This is a genomic window from uncultured Aquimarina sp. (genome assembly GCF_947496855.1).
In the GTDB taxonomy this organism is placed as follows: Bacteria; Bacteroidota; Bacteroidia; order Flavobacteriales; family Flavobacteriaceae; genus Aquimarina.
Window position 1 is genome coordinate 146,976 of record NZ_CANMED010000002.1, and the last position, 24,000, is coordinate 170,975.

The window sequence follows — 24,000 nt, forward strand, 5'->3', positions numbered from 1 at the left end:
GCATATGGGTATAATATTGAAATTACATAAAAGGGTCCCTCAGTTTATAATTATTAGTATTATTATTATATACTTATTTCCCAATACTATATTTTCTCAAGAAACATATATTGACAATTTTAATACTGTATCGTATGCCAACAATAATGGAACTCAAAATTGGGCAGGAAACTGGATCGAAACAAATGACAATAATAGTCCAAATAATGGATTTATTAGGGTAACTGGTGGTGATCTTAGATTCGATTGGTTATTCGTAAATGATGAAAATGTAAGAAGGACAGCTAACCTTACTGGAGCATCCTCTGCTACTTTATCATTTGACTGGCAAACTAGCGGATTGGATGGCGGAGCAACTGGAGAGGAATTAACTATTCAAGTATCCAATGATGGTGTTAACTTTACTAATATAGGATCTTTTACAGGTTCTAATAATGGTAGTTTTAGTCAAGATATTAGCGGGTTTATTTCTACCAATACAACAATAAGATTTATAAATAATGGAGGATGTGGTTTTTGTAATTGGGAAAACGGTGAATTTGCACTTATTGATGATTTAACAATTTCAGCTGTTTTTGGTCCTACAGTAGCTGTTATTGATCAAACCTTTAATGAAAATATAGGAACTGCAACTATTACTGCTCGTCTTACCGGAGGTACTGCCCCTGGGGGATTTAGTGTAGATTATAACACCGTAAACAATACTGCTTTTGCGGATTCTGATTACGTTACATCTTCAGGTACTTTAAACTTTGTTGGAAACCTTAATGAACCACAAACATTTACAGTTCCCATTATAAATAATACTTTTGGAGAAAATGATGAAACCTTTTTTGTAAACCTTAGCAATATAAGCAATGCGTCAGTGGCAATGCAAAATGGAATCATTACAATAAATGATGATGGTGATACTCCCATAAATGATGATATTATCCTCACTTTATTTGATGAGTTTAATGGATATTACGATTATGCGCTAACTGCGGGAACTTTGAGAACTGAAGACGAAACAGGTGATCCTTGTGCTATTACAACTTCTTCTTCGAATACATTAACCACTGAAATACCAGTAGGATCAACAATAGAAAAAGCATATTTAACTTGGGCTCACTCAAGCACAGCTGCAGATGATGTAGTTCTCTTTGAAGGACAGGCAGTTACAGCCGATTTAGTTAATGCAGCTTTTGGTATTTATCATGGTATGGTAAGTGATGTAACTTCTATAGTTCAAAGTATTCCAGATCCTTCAACAAATACCTATGATTTTTCTGGTCTGAGCATTGACACCACTGATGATATTTTTACTTATTGTAGTAGTACTGCAGTATTTGGAGGATGGGCATTGTATATTTTTTATACAAATCCTGCGCTACCTGCTGTGAGTATTAATATGTATAATGGTTTTGATGGCCAGGTGAATACCACTACAAATTATACGTTAAGTGGTTTTTTTGCGATTGGCTCTGCAGGATCTAAAACTTCTGTTTTATCTTGGGAAGGAGATCCACAACGAACAGGAAATGAGGTAATATCTATTACAACAACAGCAGGAACAACTAACCTTACAGGAGATGGAAACAATATACCGCCTCTGGAAAGTGTATTCAACTCTACAATATACGATGATACTCCTATTCCCCCTGATCCACCTATAAATGATTCTTCTTTATTTGGTTTTGATCTGGACACTTATGATATATCTTCATTAATTACACAAGGAGAAACCACCGCCACTACTAATATTCAAACTGGTGGTGATTTTGTCTTACTTAATTCAGTTTTATTAAAAGTCCCTAGTAATTTAATAACCGGTACTGTTTATGAGGATGTTAACTATCCAGGAGGTGCTGGCCGGGATCTTGCAACAGCTTCAGGTATAGGCATAGAAGGTGCAACAGTAGAACTCTATGATAATACTGGTACTTTGATAGACTCTGATATTACCGATGTAAATGGAGGGTATAATATTGGTGGTATGGCAAATGGAACCTATAGCTTACGTATAGTTAATAACACAGTGCGTTCAACCAGAGGAGGTGGCGGTGCTTGTAGTTGCTTACCTATCCAAACATTTAGATCTACATACGCCGCGAATGCACTTGGAACAGTAATAAATGAAATTGGCGGTGCTAATCCTGCTAATCAAGATGTAGCAGCAGGTACTCTTGCCGGTTCACAAACTGTCTCTACAATTACTATAGAAAATGAAGGGGCTGTAGATGTAGATTTTGGTTTTAACTTTAATACTATCGTCAATACCAATGCCGATGGGCAGGGGTCATTAGGTCAGTTCATTATTAATGCTAATAATCTAGATGAAACAGGATTAGATATTGAGGCAAATAGTATTTTTGATCCAGCTTCTGGAGAAGACACTTCTATCTTTATGATTCCTCCTACCGGAGATCCTTTAGTTAGAACTGCCGATGTCAATTTTGCCAGTGGATTTTTTGATATTGATTTACCCAATAGTGATCCTCTTGATGCGATTACAGATGATGCTACGCATATCGATGGTCGAACGCAAACAGCATATTCAGGAGATACTAATACAGGAACTATTGGGTCTGGCGGAACCAATGTTGGTGTTTCGGCAAGCACTTTGCCAAATTATGATTTACCCGAAATACAGGTGCGAAGTAATAATGGCGATGTTATACAATTACAAGCTTCAAATACTGTGATTAGAAATCTTGCTGTTTATGGAGGAAATAGAAGAGCTATACGTCAGGATTCGGGTACAGGAAATCTAATTACTGAGAATTTATTAGGAGTAAATGCTCTGGGAGTAGTTGGTCCTGTTGGTGTAGGGAGTTATGTCGATGATGGATTCGAAATTAATGATGGAACAGTCACCATTGATGGGAATTATATTGCTTCAAATACTGATTTTGGAATTTCTGTTAATGGTGGGACATCAACCCTTATTCAAAACAATCATATTACGAATAATGGATTTAGAAATTGTGAATTCAATATCAGAATTAATAACGGAAGCGGAGTTACGATACAAAACAATCTTATAAATAGCTCGGCATCCACTGGAATTTTTGATAACCAAGGTAATGTAATAATTACAGAAAATACAATAACTACCGCTGGTAGTGATACTGGTTGTGCACAACTTAGTGGTATCAATTTAGCACAAGATAATTCGTCAATTACTAATAATATAATTAACACTAATGCAGGATCTGGTATAACACTAACAGGTGGAATAACATCTGGAAATTTAATTTCTCAAAATTCTATATATACTAATGGAACAGTTGCGGATGCATTAGGTATAGATATTGCAAATGATGGTGTTACCATCAATGATATTGGTGATATTGATGTAGGACCAAATGGTAGCCTTAACTTTCCCATTTTTGAATCGGCAACTATTTTTGGAACCACTTTGAGAATTATTGGTTGGGCACGTCCCGGAGCAACTATAGAAGTTTTTCTCACAGATATTAATCAAGGAACAGCTACTGTAGGAGATAATCAATTAGGTTTGACACAAGATTATGGAGAAGGTCAAGTATATTTAGGTTCAGGTATAGAAGGAAGTGGTGCTGATATAGATAATACGACATCCCTATACACTGGTAACGATGGTAATACAGATAATACTAATAGGTTTAACATTAATATATCTTTAGGATCTGCAATTCCACCAGGAAGTATCATTACCTCTACTGCTACGGTATCTAACTCTACCTCTGAATTTGGAAATGGTTTTGCCGTTGGCGTAGGAACAGTTATTACAAACAGAAGAATAACATTCAGAGTAAATCCCAATTAAAAGCATACAACGAATTGAATTACAAAATAAAAATACCCTCATTTTGCTCTAATTATACTTAACAAGTAAAATAATAAAATAATAAATTAAAACATCGTCATAATGAAAAATCTTCTAATAGAAAAATTACCGTATCTCACATCGGGAAAACCAATCTCAGTGCAAAGAATACTTGCCGACCTTCTTAAAAACGAATTTAAGGGATTATTATAAACTAAAATTTCCCTTATTTCAAAAATCTAAATTATCCTACTAGACTGACAGATTACACCATTAAAATGCATTTAATCGATTATTAAGTGTATTTAATCGATTAATTACGGTAAAAACGTAAAATAAAAACAATTATTTTTGTTTTTTTTACTTATATTCGCGTAACAATATTACTTTAAAACCATAATTAATGTTCCCCAAAAACAAAAACCTTACATATATAATCGTCATATGTTTGTTAAGTATCAACTTAACGATATTCTCTCAACAAGCTTTTCATAACTATGGAGACATTCAAATACATGACCAAGGTCAAGTAGGATTTCACCTAGATTTGATCAATGATGGAAATTTCGATCAAAACGTTGGATTTACTGGTTTCTTCAATCAAAATAGTCTAACAATTTCTGGAACTAATCGCCCAATTTTCCATGATATGGAAATTGATGTATTAGATGATTTATTTCTGGAAGTTCCCGTAGGTGTTACTAATTTTCAGGAATTCACAAACGGAAGAGTTTTTACACCAAGAGATCAAATAAATATTTCTTTAGATTACCTTAATGATGCTCCTTATTTAGGAGAAAACAATGATCGTTATGTTGATGGTTATGCTACAATAACTGGTCAGCTTGATTTTTCATTTCCTATTGGTGATGATTTTCGTCATAGACCTGCACGTATAGAAAGTGAAGCAGCTAATAATACTGCTCGAGCGGCTTATTTCTTTGAAAACCCAAATTTCCCAAACTTCTTTCCAGGTAACTTTGACACTAATAGCTTTGGAGATTTATTATTTGGAATTAGTATTTTTGAGTTTTGGGATGTTGATGGAGATCAGGGAACTAGAGTAACACTAACTTGGGATACCAATAGTAATATCCCAACTTTAGTCAATGATTTAACGGATCTAAGAGTAGTAGGATGGGATCCAAATTTAGAACAATGGGTTAATCTTGGAAACACTACAGTAACCGGAGATCTTGACACCGGCGAAATCACCTCTGACTTAATTATCCCTGATGATTATGTGGTACTTACCTTTGGTACTTCTGGTGTAATATTAGATGGTGATTTAGAAGTTTTTACAGCAGTTTCACCTAATGGAGATGGTTTCAACGATACTTTTGTAATACAAGGATTAGTACAATATCCAGATAATGAATTATTCGTATACAATCGTTGGGGAGTTTTAGTATATAATCGAAATGCATATCACGAAGTACAACAAACTTCAGAAGGTTTTAATGGTATTTCTGAAGGAAGAGCTACGATTGCTAGAGGAGAAGAATTACCTGCAGGAACTTATTATTATGTTTTAAACGTTAAAGGAACAAAAGATAGAGCTGGGTATTTGTATATCACAAGATAAAAATCATTCTATATCATACAATTTAGATCACCTAACTCTCGATTAGAATATTTTAAATATTTTAAAGAAAAATCGGGGAAAAATATTAATTTAGTTGCTTTCTTAAAAATTCATTCTACTTTCTTAGATGTAATTTTATATCTCGATAATGTTATATGAAAACACTACTATTTGTTATACTCCTTCTATTTCTAACACAAGTATCTGCTCAAATAGATGCGGGTTCAGTTATGGGGTTACCAACCGCCGCAACTACCGCAGAAATGAATGGAGTAACAGGAGCTGCAACAGGCGCTATTTTATACAATCTTGAAGAAGACAAAATTTTTGTCTTTGATGGCACCAATTGGGTTTCTACAGCTAATGACAATTGGTTAGTAGATGGTAATTTAGGATTACCTAATACTTCTTTTTTAGGGCATCAAGATGATGTCAAAATGGAGATTCGATCAGATAACTTACCTCTTTTGCAGTTTGGTCGTAGAGGTACATTAGGGTTAACCCAGGGATTTGCCGACTATGATGATGGCAACCAACCTTTGGTCTATGTTAATGGAGATGGAACAATTTCGGCCCTTCAATTTGCAGCAGCAGCAGCATCTTTTTATAAACCAATGTTTTTCACAAATTCGGATGGTAATTTTAGACTTAAAGGAAGTGCTGCAGGAACTGATTTCTTTGAAATTGGATCAAGAGGAATTAATAATCAAGGTGAAGTTGAATTTATAGTTGGTGATGACGGATTGGAACCTTTTATTTTTAAAAGATTTGATTATAGGGATCAAACTCTTAAAGAGTTAATGCGTATTCAAGGAAGTGCAGATGCTTTAACTGCTAAACCTCGTGTAGGTATTAACACAGGTAGTTTGGCCACTTCTACACTTCAAGTAAATGGATCTGTTGCACAATCTCTAATAACTACCACAGGAAACCTAACTTTAGATGAAGATCACCATACTGTAATTATTGGAGGTAATCATATGATTACATTACCCAATGCAAATACCTGTAACGGACGCGTATATATTCTTAAAAATCACACAGGAGCGACGATTACCATTTCTTCATATCAAGATCTTTCTAATGCAGGGCAAACAACAATATCCGCCAATACTGTAATAACTGTTCAAAGTGATGGTGCCAACTGGCACTTAATTAGTAATCTTTCAGGAGGAGGCGGGACTTCGTCAAATCTTACATATGTAGATAAATACAATACCACTAATTCAGACATATCTGTTAATGGATTCAATAATAATGGTTTTCAAATTCCACTTAACACCGCTAGAGTATCTAGTGGCTCTATAAATAATATAGCTAATGATCAGGTTCAAATAACGGAGACAGGAATTTATGAAGTTTCTTATACAGTTAGTGTCATAAAAGATGAAAATGCTAACAGACCATCCTTTGAAGTAGTCGTGAGTGAAAACACAAATCCTATAGCAAATACGGGGACTATTTTTTCAATACCAGGAGGAAACAATGCTAATAGATATGCTAACGCAAGTAGAAAAATGATTTTAAGTTTAAGTGCATTTCAAAGTTATGGAATCAAAATAAGAGGTGTAAACTCTAATAATACTATTGATATTACTATAATTGGTCAAGCTACAGGAATGACGATAAAAAAATTATAATCCACAAACAATAAAAAGGTAATAGTTTAATTATTCAGATTGCAACCATCCTAACAGTATTTAAAGTCAAGATTAAAAGAACGTAATTCTTTACATTTAAAATTTCAATTATAAAATTTTATGAAATGATAAAAATGTATACCGTTATTTATCAAAAATAATTATACTTTTAACTACAATTAGAAATATAATAATAAATCAAATGAAAGAGAAATCAGGAAAAATTCAGGATATAATAGACAAAAAATTTCTAGAAGAGCGTAGTGTTTTTCTATGGGGTCAAGTCGATGATAAATCAGCTAAACATGTAATTGACAGATTGATGTATCTGGATATGATTAGTAATGAAGAAATAAAATTATACATTAATAGTCCTGGAGGTTATGTAACATCAGGATTCGCTATGTATGATACTATTAAAGCTTTAAAAAGTCCTGTATCTACAATCTGTACCGGATTAGCAGCATCTATGGGATCTATTCTTTTAAGCGTAGGCGCAAAAGGACGTCGATTTATCCAACCTCACGCTAAAGTAATGATACACCAACCCAGTGGTGGAGCTAGAGGTCAGGCTTCTAATATCGAAATTCAGGCTTCAGAAATTTTAAAGACTAAAGAATTGAGCGCTCAAATCCTAGCAGATAATTGCGGTCAAGATATTGATAAAGTATTGAAAGATTTTAACCGTGATTATTGGTTGGATGCAGATGAATCTCTGGAATATGGTATTGTAGATGGTATACTTTCATAGACATAAAATTCTATAAGAGACAGTAATTTATTTCTAAAAAATTATAAAATGTCGCAGCAATATTCTAGCAATATAGTTGCGACATTTCGTTTTAATTTATTAAATTACAGAAACATTATAAAAATCATTTTCTACTCTAAAAGATAATTTTACCGATAATGCAAAGAAAAAAATTTATTCAAGTAAGTGCGATGGGACTGGTGGGATTATCTTCTATATCATTTGCTGATTTTCAGTCGCAATATACCAAAGGTGATCTTATGGGAAAAGGAAACCCTACACTTATTGGCGAAGGACATAAACTACGTAAAAAAGCGCATCAAGCTTTTTTAAAAATGAAAAGTGCAGCTTTAGAGCAAGGTATTAAACTTAAAGTTGTTTCCAGTTATAGAGATTATAAACATCAAAATCGTATTTGGGAACGCAAATATGAAAGATATACTGCGAGTGGATTATCACCTACAAAAGCAATTCATAAAATAATTGAATACTCTACCATTCCTGGTACTTCGCGTCATCATTGGGGTACAGATCTCGATATTGTTGACGGAAGTGTTAAACAACCTAAAAGTGTGCTTTTAGAAAAGCATTTTCTTAATGAAGGACCTTTTACTAGATTCAAAACCTGGATGGATCATAACGCCAACAATTTTGGCTTCTATCTTGTTTATACAAACAAAAAAGATAGGAAAGGATTTAAATATGAACCATGGCATTACTCCTACGCGCCATTATCAGTGCCAATGCTTAAAGAATTTAAAAAACTTGATATTAAATCTGAATTGCAAAAGACAGTATTAATGGGTAGCTCTAATTTCACTTCAGAATTCATACAACAATATATGGATCAAAACGTATTAGACATTAATCCTAAATTATTGTAACATATACTAAAACTAATTTCTTTTAGTTATAATATAAAAGCCCCATATATTATGAAAAATATTTTTAAATTATTATACATAACACTGATTATCACAACAATATACTCATGTTCCTCTGAAGATGATGGTGAAATAACAGATGCAGAAACAAGTGGACTTACGAATGAAACTAATATTTCTGATGCTATATTAGCACTTGTCAATCAACATCGTGATGGTTTAGGGTTATCCACTTTATCTAAAAATGGAACAGCAGAACAATTAGCTATTGATCATACTAAATATATGATTTCTGTAAATCAGATCAATCATGATAATTTTAATCAAAGAGGAAACGCTTTAAGTGATCAAGAGAATGCAACAGGAACAGCAGAAAATGTAGCTAGGTTTTATACGGATGCACAAAGTGTTGTAAATGGATGGCTTAATAGTTCCGGACACAAAGAAAATATAGAAGGTAATTATATGTATACTGGTATTTCTGCAATAAAAGATCAAGATGGGAAGTATTATTATACCCAACTTTTTTATCGTTAAGCTTACATCTGCTATGCTAATTAGCATTATTTGTGTTCAATAACCAAAACACGACACCTCTAGTGGTTGCTTATCAAAAATGTTATTTTTGCATTTATTGGTAAGCAACTTTTATATTTAGTAACTTTATGAATACTAAAAACATATGTATATTAACTAAAAACTTACTCCATGAGACGTGGTGGATTAAAAATAAGAATACTGATAGGAGTTGCTATTGTGGCTTTTGCCTTCTTTAAAAAGTGTAACAATAAAACCCTTAATGAGTATACTGATAGAGTCCAAAATATAAATATGACCACTGATCAGGAAATAGCAATAGGACTTCAGAGTGAACCAGAGATAACCAGACAACATGGTGGTCTTTATCCAGATCAAAAACTCCAAAATTATGTAGATAATATAGGAAGTAAGCTTATCACAAATACCATGGCAAGACAATCACCTTACCAATATGAGTTTCATCTTTTAGCTGACCCTAATACGATCAATGCATTTGCGCTACCCGGAGGACAAATATTTATAACTTTTGCTCTTTATTCTAAATTACAGAATGAGGATCAACTAGCAGGTGTGCTGGGGCATGAAATTGGACACGTATTAGGTAGACATTCTGCAGAACGAATAGCGGAACATGAGTTTTGGAAAACTATTTCTACCGGAGCTTCTGTTGGTGCCGATGCTGGAGGGCTCGTAAATGGAATAGGACAAAATGTACTTTTGGGTAATGGTAGAGATGACGAATTAGAAAGTGACAAATTAGGCGTTTTGTTTATGATCAATTCTGGTTATAATCCACAGGAAATGATTGGTGTTATGCAAATTCTAAAAAATGCTGCTGGCCCTAATCGTACTCCAGAATTTCAGAGTACGCATCCAGACCCTGATAATCGTATAGAAAAAATTCAGGAAGCGATAAAAGAATACAGTGGAGAATAAAAAACTTCGCTTAGAAAGCCTATAAGCGAAGTTTTAATAATTTAAATTTTTAAAATATTATGATAGTTCTTCCAAAAGAGCAATAGCTTCTTTAGCATTGGATAATTTCGCAAATTTCATTGCAGTATTACCTTTACTATCTCTTGCTTTAACCTTAGCGCCTTTTTTTACTAAAACTTTAATGATATCAACCCTGTTATACCGAGCAGCATACATTAATGGAGTCATTCCTTCTGATTTTTTATTTACATCGCTTCCTAGTTCTATCATTTTCTTTACTGTGTCAGTTTCACCTTTTACTATTGCCATGCAAAAAGTACTTACTTGATTCGTAATAAGTTCATAATTATGACTATTCGTCGTCATTTTTTTTTCGGTTGCAAAGCTAGCAGATGTGATGAACATTACAGTCAATGCAGTTACAATTGTTTTTCTCATGATGTTGTAATTTATTAAGTTATGATTATTAGCTTTCTATAATTACAAGACTTATGGTACTCTATATTTGTTACACGACAAAATGAAAATAACACAACTTTAACCAATCAATAACAAAATATTCTGATAACGTTTTGTGAAAATTAACATTTTTAAAATGTATTGGAGATTTTCAATTTAGACATCAGTGAAATAGATTAATTTTTTAAGCGAGTATTAGAATAGTATATGATCATCTTTTTCATTTTTAAAAGAATTAAATTATCATCATTAAAACAAAGTAAATTCTAAGAATAATCCATTTTAAACCTGAACTATAAGAATCCATTAATAGTTTCTCAAAAAAATATCCAAACAAATTGTTGGAACTTAATCAAATATGCAATGGAGGTTTATTGATTTTTGGGTGCTTCTATTCTATATCGTAATTTAGCTTCTTGTTATGCTTTTCAACAATCACTAACATAGATGATTGAAAAATATCAAATCACATAGAGAAAATGAACAAAAAAGTAATCTTAATGATTTTGGATGGATGGGGAACATCTCCAGATCCTAAAGTTTCTGCTATAGATCATGCTGAAACCCCATTTATAGATAGTTTATACACAAAATACCCTAATGCAGCTTTAAGAACTGATGGTCTTCATGTAGGTCTGCCTGATGGACAGATGGGAAATAGCGAAGTAGGTCACATGAATCTTGGAGCTGGAAGAATTGTGTATCAGGATTTAGCCAAAATTAATCTGGCTATCAAAAATGATACATTAAAAAATGAACAAACACTGATAGATGCACTTAATTATGCTAAGGAAAACAATAAAAACATTCATCTATTAGGGTTAGTGAGTGATGGTGGCGTTCATTCACATATTAATCATATAAAAGGATTATTAGATGTAGCAAATTCTAAGGGACTAGAAAATGTTTTTTTACACGCTTTTACAGATGGTCGTGATGTAGATCCAAGATCAGGAATAAATCATATTGCAGCTATTCAGAAACATATGACTGAATCTACAGGTAAATTAGCCTCTATAATAGGGAGATATTATGCAATGGATCGTGACAAAAGATGGGAACGTGTAAAACTAGCGTATGATCTTCTCGTTAACGGAATCGGAGAATCCAGCACTAATGCCATCGAGAGCATCCAGAAAAACTATCGTGACAACATTACTGATGAATTTATAAAACCAATTGTGATGGAAGAAAACGGATCTCCTACCGCTACAATTAAAGATGATGATGTAGTAATATTTTTTAATTTTAGAACAGATAGAGGTCGAGAGCTTACAGAAATGTTATCTCAATCAGATATGCATGAATACAACACTCATAAATTACCGTTGTATTATGTAACTATGACTAATTATGATGAAAATTTTGATGGAATCCAAGTAATCTATAATAAAGATAATATTACAGAAACCTTAGGAGAAGTTTTATCCAAGGCTGGAAAAAAACAAATTCGTATTGCAGAAACCGAAAAATATCCACACGTTACCTTTTTCTTTTCTGGTGGACAAGAAGAACCTTTTGAAGGTGAATCCAGGATTCTTAGAAATTCTCCAAAAGTAGCTACCTATGATCTAAAGCCAGAAATGAGTGCCTATGAATTAAAGGATGCTCTTATACCTGAATTACAAAAAGGAGAAACCGATTTTATCTGTCTTAATTTTGCTAATGGTGATATGGTGGGTCATACCGGAGTTATGGAAGCAGCTATCAAAGCTTGTGAAGCAGTAGATGAATGCGTGAAGGATGTAATAACAACCGGATTAGAAAATGGATATAGTACCATATTAATTGCAGATCATGGGAATTGTGAAACAATGATTAATCCCGATGGATCACCACATACCGCTCATACAACGAATCCTGTTCCGATTATCTTTATTGACAATGATCGGATACAAATAAAAGATGGAGTATTAGGTGATATTGCACCTACAATTCTAGAGCTTATAGGAGTAGATCAACCTACAGCTATGACTCAAAAGTCACTAATTAAATAAACATATAATTTTCTAAAGTTATCTAGCAGTCACACATTTAGTGTGGCTGTTTTTTTATATCCAAAATTTCATTTTAGTATATTTAACATTTTATTACAATAATTTATAAATAGCAGACGCAGCGAAATCCTACATTCTCAGTTATAATTTATGAGAGTAAGCACTAACCCTTATTCATGAATAAAGAAGAGCAAGACAAACTGGTTAAAGCTTGTAAGAAGAATAACCGGGATGCCATGGAAAAAATATACAATGCCTTTATGCCCAGGATGCTTGCGGTAAGTTTTCGCTATTGCAAAAATCAATCTGATGCAGAGGATATAGTGCAGGATGCTTTTATCAAAGTTTTTAAAAATATTAAAAAATATAAACATAACGGAACCTTAGGAAGTTGGATAGAACGAATTGTTGTGAATAGTGCAATTGATCACTGGCATAAAATGAAAAAGACTATTTTAATAGATAATTCAGAATTAATTGAAGAGAATGAAGCCCAAGAATTAGACGAAATTGAAAAAGATCAATTTTCAAAGCAACTTTCGGTAGAAAAATTAAGAACATTAATAAGTGATTTGCCTGAGCAATATAAATACGTATTAAACTTATACGCTATTGAAGGCTATTCGCATAAAGAAATAGGAAAAATATTAAAGATTAAAGAAAGTACTTCTAGATCAAATTATACAAGAGCAAAGAAAAAACTTTTAGAAAACATGAGAGCTATCGGAATTGAAAAATACTAATTGCTATCTCTAAACGAGAACCAAATGAAAGAGGATAAAGACCTTTTAAAAGAGCTTTTGAATACAAAATTTAAAGATGATGTCGTGGAATCGTCAAGGCATAGCTTTGACAATATTTTTGATGTTGTACAAGAAAAATCAGATCATAAACGTCCTTTTTTATGGTATACAATTGGGTTAATTCTCTTAATACTTATTAGTGTCTTTACTTTGTATTATATCAAGAACACTAAAATATTAAAAATAACCACACAAGAAACGAACAAAGAAATTCTTATTCAAAAGGAAAATACAAACCCTGTTACGAATACAAGAGATACAATATCCCGCGAAAAAGAAGGTACTAATACCCTTATAACTAAAAACACTACAAAAGAACATATTAATGAATCCAAAAAAGATGTAATTGCTAAACCAATAGATGTAACTAACTTAGAACCAGCAGATGAAATTATTGAAAAAGGCGTCATTACTGTAACTTATAACGCCTCAGACAAATACGTTTCTACCGAATACACAAAATACAATAAGCTTCCTGACTCCAGTACTATAGTAGTTAGAAAGAATAGTAAAGTAAACTTTACTGCTACAAAACAAGGGTATCGAAGAGCAGATATAACCGGAACAGTATTTTTAAATATTAAAAATAATATATCAAAACCATTTATCTTATTTGGAAAATATTCCAAAATACAAATTACAGGTAATTCTTTTGCTATCCATTCTGATACTAGAGGAGATCTCCTGACTCTTATTGATGGAACTGCTAAAGTGGTTCACAATAGTACTAAAGAAATTAGAGATTTAGTTCCAGGAGAAAATCTTAGTATCGATCAAAATGGTATTTATTCATTAAAAAAACCTTCAAATCGATTCGCTTGGAAAACCGGCGTCTTGAATTATCAAAATACAAGTGTTGATCAAATTATTAACGATCTTGGAGAAAATTATGATGCTAAAATCATACTGAAAAATGCCGACATCCTTAATTGCAAATACTCAGGATCTTTTGAAAAAGCTACTACCCTATCGGTTTTAACCAGCTTAATTAAATCATTAAAATTGCAGCTATCAAAAAAGGATGATATATATGTTATTACTGGAAAGGGTTGTAGTAAATAATATTATAAACTTTAATTCTTTTACTTTTTAGTCTAAACCTGAGTTTATACAAGTCTAAAGGAGTGGTTTTTCAAAGTGAAGCGAAGAAAAATTTTATCGGAATTAGGCTTTTTAAGTCGAAAACAACTATTCTCGATACAATCCTCCTTGGGTCGGATCACTCGAATTGACATTATCTTCTTACATAGAAATCAGGTTGATAGATTTTTTTATATAAAGAATTACACACAACGTTAATATAAAACAATAATGATTTAAATGCATGTAGTATTTTAAAATCTAACAATAGCCATTTCAAAAAAATGTATAAAAAAACCGTCTGTATGTAGGTTTACAGACGGTTTTTACATTTAACTAAATTATCTATTATAAATCAAAGACAATAGATTCTCCGCTATCTCCTGTTAATATAACTTCTTTATCACAAGCTCCATCTCCAAAATCAATATTGAAGTTGATACCAAAACTGCTAGAAAAATCTAACGATCCTTGAACAGGGTATTTTAAAAAATTAAATCTATTAAAACAAGCTACTTTATAAACCAATGGCGAGCCATCGACAGATTCTGATCTCATAAAGAATGTCTCGGTAATTCCTTCTACTGAAGATGATTCCTTAAGTATAATAACTTCTTCTGCAGTGAATCGGTTCTCAAACTCAAAATTTCTATTGGTTGTGTATCGATAAGAATCTCCATTAGGCTCTGTAATAACTCCATCTATTATTACATCAAACACCTTTGTTGTTTCCGTACTTAAAGCTTCATTTTGCTCAGCTACTCTATAACCATCAAACATATAATCATCATTACCTCTAACATTTTTGAATATCGTAGAATCTTTCCACTTCTGATTAAATACTCCAGCAACATAATACTCCAGTTTACCAGTCCAGTCATTAAACTGACATTGTTCTTCTGTATAATTCAAGATCATCTTACTATAATAATCGTATCCCTCAAAACCTAATAAAGGATTTTCCTGATTAGAAACTAACAACTCGACAGAAACGCAACTTTCCTGAAAACTTTTAGATGAACTTTGAACATCATCAAAAGCTGCTTCAGAAATTAAATCAAAACTGTCCATCGCTCCATCTAAGCTATTGTATATTTTAAAATTTTCTTTATCACTATTCTGAATAGATACATTGTCGTTCATATCCTCTACGGCACAACTTACCATTAATCCTAAGCCTACTGTACAAATCAATAATTTTTTCATGGTTTACTTTTTTAAATGAATATTATAATGCGTTTTCTATCTATTAAACCTGAAAAAGTAAAAACGCTGCGTGATTTTTTATTTTTTTTAAAAGTTTACTTACAATTTTCACTAAAAACCCCAAGTAAAATAGAGATTCAGGCTGTTATGTTTTTTTCATTAAAAAGTATATTACACATCAAATTCACGAAAAACTCCGTAAAATCATAGTCCAAATAGCACTAAAAAGAGAGTTCTTATTGGAGATTAAAACTTGATCGATTGATCGAATCCTAATATTCTTTGTAAATTTGCCTTCCCATAATTTGGAATACTATGATTATCGTTAAAACACGTGAAGAAATAGAATTAATGCGCGAGAGTGCACTAATTGTCTCTAAAACGCTAGGTATGCTTGCAATAGAGGTGAAACCAGGAGTGACTACTTTGCAATTAGATAAATTAGCCGAGGAGTTCATAAGAGATCATGGGGCTATTCCTGGTTTTTTAGGGTTATATGATTTCCCTAACACCTTATGTATGAGCCCAAATGCTCAAGTAGTGCATGGTATTCCCAATAATACACCACTAGAAGAAGGAGATATCATCTCTATAGATTGTGGAGCGATTAAAAATGATTTTTACGGTGACCACGCATATACTTTTCCTGTAGGGAATATAACTCCAGAAGTTGAGAACTTACTAAAGATAACCAAAGAGTCATTATATAAAGGCATTGCAGAATTAAGAGTTGGAAAACGTGTTGGGGATGTAGGATATGCCATCCAGAAATTTACTGAAGAAGCTGGGTACGGAGTCGTTAGAGAGTTGGTAGGGCACGGATTAGGGCGTAAAATGCATGAAGATCCAGAAATGCCTAATTATGGTCGACGCGGTAGAGGTAAAAAACTTGTGGAAGGAATGGTTGTAGCAATAGAACCTATGACTAATATGGGTACACATCGTATAAAACAATTAAGAGATGGTTGGACAATACTTACTGCAGATGGTAAACCGAGTGCACATTTTGAACACGATGTAGCAATTGTAGATGGTAAGCCTGAAATTCTTTCTACGTTTAAATATATATATCAAGCATTAGGTATAGAATCTAATGAGGAAGATGCTTTTAGACAAGAATTATTAGCAGTTTAGTTTTTTTCAAGTATGAAAAAAATCTTCAAGTTTATATTAAACACGATTCCAAGACCGCTTTTAATTCGTTTGAGTTATGTAGCAAGACCAATTATTTCTTTTTTTCTCAAAGGAAAAACTTTTACAGATCCAATTGATGGAAAAAGCTTCTCTAAGTTTCTCCCCTATGGTTATGGTAATCAAAGAGACAATGTGCTTGCTCCTTCTACTCTTTCTTTGGAACGTCATCGATTACTGTGGCTATATCTAAAAAACGAAACTGATTTTTTTACAGCAAAAGCCAAAGTATTACATTTTGCTCCAGAACAGGCTTTCTATAAAAAGTTCAGAAATTTAAAAAACTTAGAATACACAACTACAGACCTAAATTCTCCTTTGGCAGATGTGAAAGCAGATATATGTGATCTACCATTTACTACCAATGAATATGATATTATATTCTGTAATCATGTACTAGAGCATATTCCTGATGACACCAAAGCTATGCAAGAGCTATTAAGAGTACTAAAACCTGGCGGAATGGCTGTTTTACAAATCCCACAAGATCTTAGCAGAGCAACTACTTTTGAAGATAATAGCATTACAGATCCAAAAGAACGTGCCGAAATTTTTGGTCAATATGATCATGTAAGAGTTTATGGTAGGGATTACTTCGAAAAACTACGGTCTATTGGTTTTAAAGTTCAAGAAGTTGATTACACAAACGAACTGTCTAAAGAAGAAGTTATTAAATACTGTCTAGCTCCAGGAGAAATACTACCAGTTTGCTATAAACCGTAAACTAAGTTTTTAGAACATCTTTAATTCTTAAGAAACCTCTTTATTTATTGTATCGGTTTTTAATCTAAACATTAATTCAGAATACAAAGAATCTTTTTCTATCATTTCTAGTAATTTCTTTTTGCATTCAAACTTCTTTTTTCTAGTGTAACCTTCAGAGTGACCAGTTATTAAACCCGTTTCTCGCATACTTTTCCCTTCTAAAAATAAGATTAGAATTTGTTTACATTTACAATTAAGATTTAAAAAATGCTTTCTAAACAATTCCTCTCTTTCACTTTGGACTATATCCTCAGTACTATCCATTGTATATCTCAGATTTAAATCATCTATTGCACCACAACAAGATATCTTACCACTTTTTCTAAGCCTAGTTCTCCATATATTTTTACAAATCCCATAAAAATAAGTATGAATTGAACAACTAATATCTAATGTCTCAGATTTTAGTTTTTGGTATAATACAATAAGCCCATCCTGAAATATATCTTCCGAATCCCTTTCTGTACCAGAATTTTTAAGAATAAAGTTATTGATTACAGTGAAATTTCTTTTATAAAAGTCTTTTAATACCTTTTCGTTCCCCTTTAATATGCCATTAAAAATTTTGATCTCATCATTGTAGCCCATATTGATGAATTAGTTTTAGTTAGTTAATTTCCCACATAAGATCTTTATCAATTTTTATTCCATTGTTTCAGAAAAACGTATACTTTTTTTTGAAACAATGGAATAAAAAAATAATGATACTAAGTGTTGTTAATTGAAATTAATTAGAATCTAAAAAAGGTAAAAATCAAAATGAGGTAACAGTTGGTCTCAATGAGTAAAAGTCCTTCATAGCTTCTTCTGTTTTAGCATTTTTATAACTATAATTTGCAATTAAATTTCTTATCACTTTTTGCCTCTCCTCTATTGATTAACTGTCTATATAACAATTCAACATAAAATCACGACGATTGAATATTAAATCCTTTCGTTTTCCTTCTAATTACTAGATATTCGAGTCATCATTTAATCAATTTATTAACTAAAAACGAAACAGATATGACTCCCACTGATATTTTTTCTATAGCCAATATGACTGCTATGCCAATGTGGATCCTTATGGTATTATTACCAAAATGGAAAGTAACTAGATTTCTAATTGATTTTAAAATAATTCCCATAGTACTATCTCTATTGTATGCCTTTTATATTTTTCAAGCTATACAAATTGGAGGAATAATGGATTTCGGAAGCTTAGCTTCTGTTATGGAGCTATTTACAGAAGAAAACGCAGTACTCGCGGGTTGGGTACATTATCTAGCTTTTGATCTCATGGTAGGTATGTGGATACTCGATCAAAATAAAAAATTAGGAATACATCAATTACTAATAGTCCCTTGTCTTTTTGGGACATTCATGTTAGGTCCTATAGGATTTCTACTATTCATAATCATCAAATCAATCAAACAAAAAAAATCATGAAATATCTAAATCAAATATTCAACGTAGTAAAAAAAGAAAACAAAATACTGTATTGGGCTGTTATCATATATTTTATAACTACAATATTCTGCCTGTCAGGTCTTTTAATTGATGACAGAACCCTTATGGACGTGAATGTTTGGGTTAAACCATTGAAATTCGCAATCTCTATTGGTATTTACACCTTAACTATAGGATATTTAATCACTTTTTATCCATATTCCAAAAGGAAAAAAAATATTATAAACAACTTAGTTGTCTGGACATTATTAATTGAATTAGCGATCATTGTATATCAAGGTTCAAGAGGAGTACGATCGCATTATAATGAAGAAACACTATTTGATGGAATGTTGTTTTTAGCAATGGGTTTATTGATTGGAATCAATATATTACTTATGATATTGTTCATCATTGATACTATACGTCTAAAATTAAACACTAACAGACCTATCCAGTATGCTATTTTAATGGGGTGGTTAATTGTATTTTTCGGAAGTTGGATCGGTGGTCAGATGATTTCACAGATGGCACATAACGTAGGAGCTGCTGATGGCGGTGCTGGGCTTCCATTAGTTAATTGGAGTACCATAAGTGGAGATCTTAGAGTAGCTCATTTTTTTGGATTGCACGGTATACAAATAATTCCGTTATTCGCATTATGGGTATCTAAAAAGTGGGGAGTTTCTAATAGAAAACAAATCATTACGGTACTTATCTTTGGATTGTTATACGCTGGATGGATTGGATTTACTTTTTATCAAGCAAAACAAGGTATCCCATTACTTAAACTATAACTAAACCAATATGCTAATTAATAAAAAGAAACGCGTAAAATACTTAGGTTTTGATGACTTTTGGTTTATTATTATAGGGATTTTAATTCTTAGCTTCATTACCGATTACCTTTTTAGTAATTCATTTGTACGTCATCCTTTTGGTGAAGCCATTATTAGTTGGAGTGTATCATTATTCTTTTCTACTTGTGATTGGTTTATTATTCGGGCTATCATGATTTTTTTACGAAAAAAACTTCCTGATTTCAAAGATAATTCAAGGCGTATCTTTTTATTCTTTATTGCTATCGTTAGTACAGTCTTTTTAGTTGATGTATTTGGTAATATGATATTATCTTTTATTTGGGGATTAAATTACAACCCTTTATCAAGAGCTAAAATACTAGTCCCGGTAATTTTGATTAGCACTATGACCATGGCCATATATGAGGCTATTTACTTTTATGTAAGATTAAAGAAATCTATAAGAGACGAAGAACAAGCGAAACAGATGATTGTACAGGCACAATTAGATACACTTAGAAATCAAGCGCAACCGCATTTTCTATTTAACACTCTCAATACGCTTAGAGACATCATCGATCAAAATTCTAAAGAAGATGCAAAGGAATTTGTAGATAAACTATCAGATGTTTACCGATTTATATTAGAATCTGGAAATGCGAACTTGACACTACTAAAAAATGAATTAAAATTCGCGCGATCTTATATTCATATCCAGTCAGAAAGGTTTGGTGAAAATCTAACGGTACATTGGAATGTTCCAGAAGCTTCGTTAGATATGATGATTGTGCCTATGAGTCTTCAGCTTTTATTAGAAAATGCTATAAAACATAATGTAATTTCAAAATCCAAACCCTTAATTGTATATGTAAAAGTGGAGGAAAATGTTTTACAAATACTTAATAAAATTCAACCTAAATCTACTAAAGTACCATCTACCAAAGTTGGATTAAAAAATATTGAAAAACGTTATGGACTAATTTCTAGTAAACCTATTGAAATAAAAAATGATGGAAACCATTTTATCGTTTCTCTTCCATTATTAAAATCATCTGATCAAAAAAACTATTATGCAGATACTGATTATTGAAGATGAACCGCGAGCAGCAAATCAACTGCAAAATAAACTAAAAGCTGAAAAATTTGATTATCAATTATTAGATATCATCGATACGGTGGAAGATGCGGTACTATGGTTTAAAAAAAATAAACTGCCAGATTTAGTTTTTATGGATATTCAACTAGCTGATGGATTAAGTTTTGAAATTTTTCAAAAAACAGAAATTGATACACCTATCATATTTACTACAGCCTTTGATCAATATGCTATTCAAGCCTTTAAAGTAAATAGTATAGATTATTTACTAAAACCAATCCAACAAGAAGAATTAAGTCATGCATTAGATAAATTTAGAAAATCTAAGAAACAACCTGCAGTTGATCCATCTATCCTAAAAAATCTTCTAAGTAGCATACAGATAACTAATAAAAGAGAAGGGATATTAGTGAAAGAAGGAAATGGTTTCGCACAAATTAAAATAGCGGACCTTCTATACTTTTATTCTCAAGAGAGTTTAACTTTTGGAGTCACTCTAAACAAAAGATATATTATTGACGAAACTATGGATCAATTATTTGACTCATTAGATACTAACCGATTTTATAGAATTAATCGTGGTCAAATTATCTCCAAAAACTCAATTCAAAAAATAGATTCTTATTTCAATCATAGGGTTAAATTAAGTATTATAAATCCAAAAGATCAGGATTTTATTGTAAGCAGACAAAAAACTAGTGATTTTAAGGACTGGTTAAATAGTTGAGGCTTTATTCTAATTAGTTTTCAGGAAAACCATTTACAGTAAATGTTTTCAATTCTTTATAATCATCTTCATAAATAAAATATACTTTCAATTCTGGATGATTATTTAAAAACTGTTTAGATTTTTCTAGCCCCATAGACATCAACGCAGTGGCGTATGCATCTGCCTCCATACAAGTTTTAGCTAAAACAGAAACACTTAACAGGTTGGACTTATGAGGATATCCTGTTTTTGTATCGATAATATGCGCATATCTACTTCCTTTTTCATCCAACTTAAATTTACGATAACTTCCCGAAGTTGCCATTGCTTCGTTTTGTAAAGAAAGCACTTTACTATACGATTGCGTCTGATCAAAATTTGGATCTTCCACACCAATTTTCCAAGGCTTTTTTTTGATTAAATTACTACCTTTGCCTCTAATCTCACCTCCTATTTCTACCAGATAATTTTTAAAATCTTTAGACTCCAAAAACTCTGCAAATACATCAACTGCATAGCCTTTTGCTAAAGCATTAAAATCGATAAAGGTATTTGGGTGTTGTTTAATAACCTTATTATTCTGCAATGTAACTTTACCCAAGCCAACAGAAACCAACAAGCTATCTATTTTAAGGCTATCTAATACTACTATTTTACCTTCCGGTCCAAAATCCCAGGCATTCACTAAAACACCAATTGTGGGGTCAAAAACTCCTTCTGTTTCTTTGTGAATTCTTTTTGAAGTATTCAATACATTTTTAAAATGGTCATCAACCAAAATAGTAGTATCTCCTAAATTAATTTTGGAAATATCAGAGTCCTTTTGATAAGTAGACATAGAAGTATTTATCACCTCTATAATACTATCATAAGACACAGAAAAATCAATTTCATTTTCATCAATGAACTGAACCGAAAATGTAGTACCAAATGCATTCCCACTTGTATAGTTAAGGCTCTGTTCTGGTGCTTTCTTACATGAAAAAAGACATACTATCAAACAATACATAAGAAGATTACGAATCATATTTTTTAATTAAGATGTGTTTCTATGACTTGTAATCCTGCATATTCTAAAACATATTCTTCATTTAAAAAAACTGGTTTATTAGGGTTTTCAGAATTTTGCAATCCAACACCGGCGTAATATACTTTTGCTTCTTGTTCTCTGGCATGCTTTTTAAAAGCTTCCATCCAGACCATATCGTAGTTATGCGGGTTATCTGGATATGCTATAGCTTTTACAATAACAAAATACCGCTGGTTTGATTTATCAATACATACAAACTGCGGATGTTTACCCAGCTTACTATTAATAGCAATAAATTCGAAACCTTTTTTCTCTAATTCCTCACCGACGATATTCATCGCGAGATTATGAAGTTCTTGTTTGGTTAATTCCCTTGTCATAGCAAGGCAAAGATAGCACCTTAATTCTGAATAGGAATTCATGATTTTGAATTATTTAAACCTAACAAACAATGCCTTTTCAAAATAATAACTAGGCGTATAAACAGGTTTATCTTTTGGAAATCTATACCAAGGTGAAATACTAGTATCTTCAAAATTTTTAAGTAAACACACATTCTGAGCTGGAGTATTTCCTTGCGCCAATAAAAATAATTTCTCTCCTTGATCATTTACTACTTCATCCACAATCATCTCTATATGTCCAGGTGATCCTGGCTTTACCAACATATCACCAATAGTCAAATCCTTTACCTTTATTTTAGGAAGTTCTGTATACAAGGACAAAGTTCCCGCATAAGTATAAATGAGATTGAGATACTTATAGAAATTAGTTTTAGAAGAATTAGATACTGCCGTTTGATGAAAAGTTACTTTGTTTCCCTTAATTTTAGGTCTAAATCCTTCTGCGTACTTTTTCCAGGAACAGTAATGTCCTGAAGTAAAATTAAATCCTATTTCGTCTTTTCTATTTTGATCCCATAAGTACTCTGCTCTCATCCTCATCAGTACATCAGCACATTGTTGTAATCCATTAGCAGGAACAGGAACTTCTAAAATCGCATCATGCCAGTGTTGCGCAAAGTATTTTGTAGCATCGTAATTAATAATCGGAGATCCATGGTTTTTCAATCGATAATGACGAAGATATTCCTGAAAAGAGCCTTTAGGATACACTTGTCTTTTATACCCTATTGGAACCTTTACTCTTGTAGAAATAGAATCTCCTTTTTTATCAATATAATTTGGAACAGAAATAGTATTTTCAACTATTCCCTTTATATGATTAGTAAGGTGCTTCCCTTTAGAAGTTGTTCTAAAAAGCAGCACTAAAAGAATAACGCTTATTAAAACCAGAATATATTTTTTCAT

The 24,000-nt window shown here is 32.1% G+C and carries 22 protein-coding genes; 16 read left to right on the forward strand and 6 right to left on the reverse strand.

All coding sequences use genetic code 11. The annotated features are described in order from the left end of the window. The first annotated feature begins 4 nt into the window (after window positions 1-4). From Q0921_RS06630 to Q0921_RS06660, 7 genes are all read left to right on the forward strand, one after another. Complete coding sequence (locus Q0921_RS06630) at window positions 5-3,790, forward strand: Calx-beta domain-containing protein (RefSeq protein ID WP_299255168.1); 3,786 nt, start codon at window positions 5-7, stop codon at window positions 3,788-3,790. Between the two features lie 403 nt (window positions 3,791-4,193). Then, window positions 4,194-5,375 carry a gliding motility-associated C-terminal domain-containing protein gene (locus Q0921_RS06635; RefSeq protein WP_299255171.1) on the forward strand — a complete coding sequence of 394 codons (1,182 nt, stop codon included), beginning with the start codon at window positions 4,194-4,196 and terminating at the stop codon, window positions 5,373-5,375. 155 nt (window positions 5,376-5,530) lie between these two features. Next, on the forward strand, window positions 5,531-7,015 hold the full coding sequence (locus tag Q0921_RS06640; protein ID WP_299255174.1) for a hypothetical protein: 1,485 nt from the start codon (window positions 5,531-5,533) through the stop codon (window positions 7,013-7,015). Between the two features lie 202 nt (window positions 7,016-7,217). Then, the gene (locus tag Q0921_RS06645; protein WP_299255177.1) at window positions 7,218-7,766 is read left to right on the forward strand and encodes a ClpP family protease; all 549 of its coding nucleotides are present in this window, start codon (window positions 7,218-7,220) and stop codon (window positions 7,764-7,766) included. A gap of 158 nt (window positions 7,767-7,924) precedes the next feature. After that, window positions 7,925-8,650: a M15 family metallopeptidase gene (locus tag Q0921_RS06650; protein ID WP_299255180.1), complete on the forward strand. Its 726-nt coding sequence runs from the start codon at window positions 7,925-7,927 to the stop codon at window positions 8,648-8,650. A 51-nt stretch (window positions 8,651-8,701) separates the two neighbouring features. Next, window positions 8,702-9,187, forward strand: a complete 486-nt coding sequence (locus Q0921_RS06655) for a CAP domain-containing protein (protein ID WP_299255183.1) — start codon at window positions 8,702-8,704, stop codon at window positions 9,185-9,187. A 171-nt stretch (window positions 9,188-9,358) separates the two neighbouring features. After that, complete coding sequence (locus Q0921_RS06660; RefSeq protein WP_299255186.1) at window positions 9,359-10,126, forward strand: M48 family metalloprotease; 768 nt, start codon at window positions 9,359-9,361, stop codon at window positions 10,124-10,126. Window positions 10,127-10,183: 57 nt separating this feature from the next. Here the strand turns inward: Q0921_RS06660 and Q0921_RS06665 are convergent, their stop codons facing one another. Beyond that, entirely contained in the window at window positions 10,184-10,564 is a 381-nt protein-coding gene (locus Q0921_RS06665) for an ankyrin repeat domain-containing protein (protein WP_299255189.1), read from the reverse strand. Between the two features lie 500 nt (window positions 10,565-11,064). On the opposite strand from Q0921_RS06665, the gene gpmI reads away from it, so the two are divergent. The 3 genes from gpmI to Q0921_RS06680 all read left to right on the forward strand — a co-directional run bounded on the left by gpmI (window position 11,065) and on the right by Q0921_RS06680 (window position 14,447). Beyond that, window positions 11,065-12,582, forward strand: a complete 1,518-nt coding sequence (gpmI, locus tag Q0921_RS06670) for a 2,3-bisphosphoglycerate-independent phosphoglycerate mutase (RefSeq protein ID WP_299255192.1) — start codon at window positions 11,065-11,067, stop codon at window positions 12,580-12,582. Between the two features lie 176 nt (window positions 12,583-12,758). Then, window positions 12,759-13,325 carry an RNA polymerase sigma factor gene (locus tag Q0921_RS06675; protein WP_299255196.1) on the forward strand — a complete coding sequence of 189 codons (567 nt, stop codon included), beginning with the start codon at window positions 12,759-12,761 and terminating at the stop codon, window positions 13,323-13,325. A gap of 24 nt (window positions 13,326-13,349) precedes the next feature. Further along, a complete protein-coding gene (locus tag Q0921_RS06680) occupies window positions 13,350-14,447 on the forward strand; it encodes a FecR family protein (protein WP_299255200.1) in 1,098 nt (365 codons plus the stop codon). A gap of 366 nt (window positions 14,448-14,813) precedes the next feature. Here Q0921_RS06680 and Q0921_RS06685 read toward each other — a convergent pair whose 3' ends face one another. Continuing rightward, window positions 14,814-15,671: a hypothetical protein gene (locus Q0921_RS06685; protein ID WP_299255203.1), complete on the reverse strand. Its 858-nt coding sequence runs from the start codon at window positions 15,669-15,671 to the stop codon at window positions 14,814-14,816. A 315-nt stretch (window positions 15,672-15,986) separates the two neighbouring features. Between Q0921_RS06685 and map the strand changes: the two genes are divergently transcribed. Together map and Q0921_RS06695 are read left to right on the forward strand one after the other, a co-directional pair. Next, window positions 15,987-16,805 (forward strand): type I methionyl aminopeptidase, encoded by an 819-nt coding sequence (gene map, locus Q0921_RS06690; protein WP_299255205.1) that lies wholly within the window; start codon window positions 15,987-15,989, stop codon window positions 16,803-16,805. Between the two features lie 12 nt (window positions 16,806-16,817). Beyond that, window positions 16,818-17,585, forward strand: coding sequence for a class I SAM-dependent methyltransferase (locus tag Q0921_RS06695; protein ID WP_299255207.1), 768 nt, complete (start codon window positions 16,818-16,820; stop codon window positions 17,583-17,585). Between the two features lie 27 nt (window positions 17,586-17,612). Here Q0921_RS06695 and Q0921_RS06700 read toward each other — a convergent pair whose 3' ends face one another. Beyond that, on the reverse strand, window positions 17,613-18,215 hold the full coding sequence (locus tag Q0921_RS06700) for a sigma-70 family RNA polymerase sigma factor (protein WP_299255209.1): 603 nt from the start codon (window positions 18,213-18,215) through the stop codon (window positions 17,613-17,615). A gap of 417 nt (window positions 18,216-18,632) precedes the next feature. Between Q0921_RS06700 and Q0921_RS06705 the strand changes: the two genes are divergently transcribed. From Q0921_RS06705 to Q0921_RS06720, 4 genes are read left to right on the forward strand one after another with little or no spacing between them, the layout of a single operon-like run. Further along, window positions 18,633-19,055 carry an ABA4-like family protein gene (locus Q0921_RS06705; protein ID WP_299255212.1) on the forward strand — a complete coding sequence of 141 codons (423 nt, stop codon included), beginning with the start codon at window positions 18,633-18,635 and terminating at the stop codon, window positions 19,053-19,055. Further along, entirely contained in the window at window positions 19,052-19,852 is an 801-nt protein-coding gene (locus Q0921_RS06710) for a hypothetical protein (RefSeq protein ID WP_299255215.1), read from the forward strand. Before Q0921_RS06705 ends, Q0921_RS06710 begins: the two co-directional genes overlap by 4 nt. A gap of 10 nt (window positions 19,853-19,862) precedes the next feature. Beyond that, on the forward strand, window positions 19,863-20,945 hold the full coding sequence (locus Q0921_RS06715; protein ID WP_299255218.1) for a sensor histidine kinase: 1,083 nt from the start codon (window positions 19,863-19,865) through the stop codon (window positions 20,943-20,945). Then, window positions 20,926-21,678, forward strand: coding sequence for a LytTR family DNA-binding domain-containing protein (locus Q0921_RS06720; protein WP_299255221.1), 753 nt, complete (start codon window positions 20,926-20,928; stop codon window positions 21,676-21,678). The genes Q0921_RS06715 and Q0921_RS06720 overlap by 20 nt, the downstream gene beginning before the upstream one ends. Window positions 21,679-21,691: 13 nt before the next feature. On the opposite strand, the gene Q0921_RS06725 is transcribed toward Q0921_RS06720, so the two are convergent. The 3 genes from Q0921_RS06725 to Q0921_RS06735 are packed head-to-tail and all read right to left on the reverse strand — an operon-like array spanning window position 21,692 to window position 24,000. After that, the gene (locus Q0921_RS06725) at window positions 21,692-22,687 is read right to left on the reverse strand and encodes an FAD:protein FMN transferase (RefSeq protein ID WP_299255224.1); all 996 of its coding nucleotides are present in this window, start codon (window positions 22,685-22,687) and stop codon (window positions 21,692-21,694) included. A 5-nt stretch (window positions 22,688-22,692) separates the two neighbouring features. Then, on the reverse strand, window positions 22,693-23,112 hold the full coding sequence (locus Q0921_RS06730; RefSeq protein WP_366520038.1) for a Na(+)-translocating NADH-quinone reductase subunit F: 420 nt from the start codon (window positions 23,110-23,112) through the stop codon (window positions 22,693-22,695). A gap of 9 nt (window positions 23,113-23,121) precedes the next feature. Next, window positions 23,122-24,000, reverse strand: a complete 879-nt coding sequence (locus Q0921_RS06735) for a DUF4846 domain-containing protein (RefSeq protein WP_299255227.1) — start codon at window positions 23,998-24,000, stop codon at window positions 23,122-23,124.

What these genes read in the sequence shown, in the direction of transcription:
- Q0921_RS06630 (WP_299255168.1), top strand. Translation starts at nt 5, where the DNA reads ATGGGTATAATATTGAAATTACATAAAAGGGTCCCTCAGTTTATAATT.
- Q0921_RS06635 (WP_299255171.1), top strand. Translation starts at nt 4,194, where the DNA reads ATGTTCCCCAAAAACAAAAACCTTACATATATAATCGTCATATGTTTG.
- Q0921_RS06640 (WP_299255174.1), top strand. Translation starts at nt 5,531, where the DNA reads ATGAAAACACTACTATTTGTTATACTCCTTCTATTTCTAACACAAGTA.
- Q0921_RS06645 (WP_299255177.1), top strand. Translation starts at nt 7,218, where the DNA reads ATGAAAGAGAAATCAGGAAAAATTCAGGATATAATAGACAAAAAATTT.
- Q0921_RS06650 (WP_299255180.1), top strand. Translation starts at nt 7,925, where the DNA reads ATGCAAAGAAAAAAATTTATTCAAGTAAGTGCGATGGGACTGGTGGGA.
- Q0921_RS06655 (WP_299255183.1), top strand. Translation starts at nt 8,702, where the DNA reads ATGAAAAATATTTTTAAATTATTATACATAACACTGATTATCACAACA.
- Q0921_RS06660 (WP_299255186.1), top strand. Translation starts at nt 9,359, where the DNA reads ATGAGACGTGGTGGATTAAAAATAAGAATACTGATAGGAGTTGCTATT.
- Q0921_RS06665 (WP_299255189.1), bottom strand. Translation starts at nt 10,564, where the DNA reads ATGAGAAAAACAATTGTAACTGCATTGACTGTAATGTTCATCACATCT.
- gpmI (WP_299255192.1), top strand. Translation starts at nt 11,065, where the DNA reads ATGAACAAAAAAGTAATCTTAATGATTTTGGATGGATGGGGAACATCT.
- Q0921_RS06675 (WP_299255196.1), top strand. Translation starts at nt 12,759, where the DNA reads ATGAATAAAGAAGAGCAAGACAAACTGGTTAAAGCTTGTAAGAAGAAT.
- Q0921_RS06680 (WP_299255200.1), top strand. Translation starts at nt 13,350, where the DNA reads ATGAAAGAGGATAAAGACCTTTTAAAAGAGCTTTTGAATACAAAATTT.
- Q0921_RS06685 (WP_299255203.1), bottom strand. Translation starts at nt 15,671, where the DNA reads ATGAAAAAATTATTGATTTGTACAGTAGGCTTAGGATTAATGGTAAGT.
- map (WP_299255205.1), top strand. Translation starts at nt 15,987, where the DNA reads ATGATTATCGTTAAAACACGTGAAGAAATAGAATTAATGCGCGAGAGT.
- Q0921_RS06695 (WP_299255207.1), top strand. Translation starts at nt 16,818, where the DNA reads ATGAAAAAAATCTTCAAGTTTATATTAAACACGATTCCAAGACCGCTT.
- Q0921_RS06700 (WP_299255209.1), bottom strand. Translation starts at nt 18,215, where the DNA reads ATGGGCTACAATGATGAGATCAAAATTTTTAATGGCATATTAAAGGGG.
- Q0921_RS06705 (WP_299255212.1), top strand. Translation starts at nt 18,633, where the DNA reads ATGACTCCCACTGATATTTTTTCTATAGCCAATATGACTGCTATGCCA.
- Q0921_RS06710 (WP_299255215.1), top strand. Translation starts at nt 19,052, where the DNA reads ATGAAATATCTAAATCAAATATTCAACGTAGTAAAAAAAGAAAACAAA.
- Q0921_RS06715 (WP_299255218.1), top strand. Translation starts at nt 19,863, where the DNA reads ATGCTAATTAATAAAAAGAAACGCGTAAAATACTTAGGTTTTGATGAC.
- Q0921_RS06720 (WP_299255221.1), top strand. Translation starts at nt 20,926, where the DNA reads ATGCAGATACTGATTATTGAAGATGAACCGCGAGCAGCAAATCAACTG.
- Q0921_RS06725 (WP_299255224.1), bottom strand. Translation starts at nt 22,687, where the DNA reads ATGATTCGTAATCTTCTTATGTATTGTTTGATAGTATGTCTTTTTTCA.
- Q0921_RS06730 (WP_366520038.1), bottom strand. Translation starts at nt 23,112, where the DNA reads ATGAATTCCTATTCAGAATTAAGGTGCTATCTTTGCCTTGCTATGACA.
- Q0921_RS06735 (WP_299255227.1), bottom strand. Translation starts at nt 24,000, where the DNA reads ATGAAAAAATATATTCTGGTTTTAATAAGCGTTATTCTTTTAGTGCTG.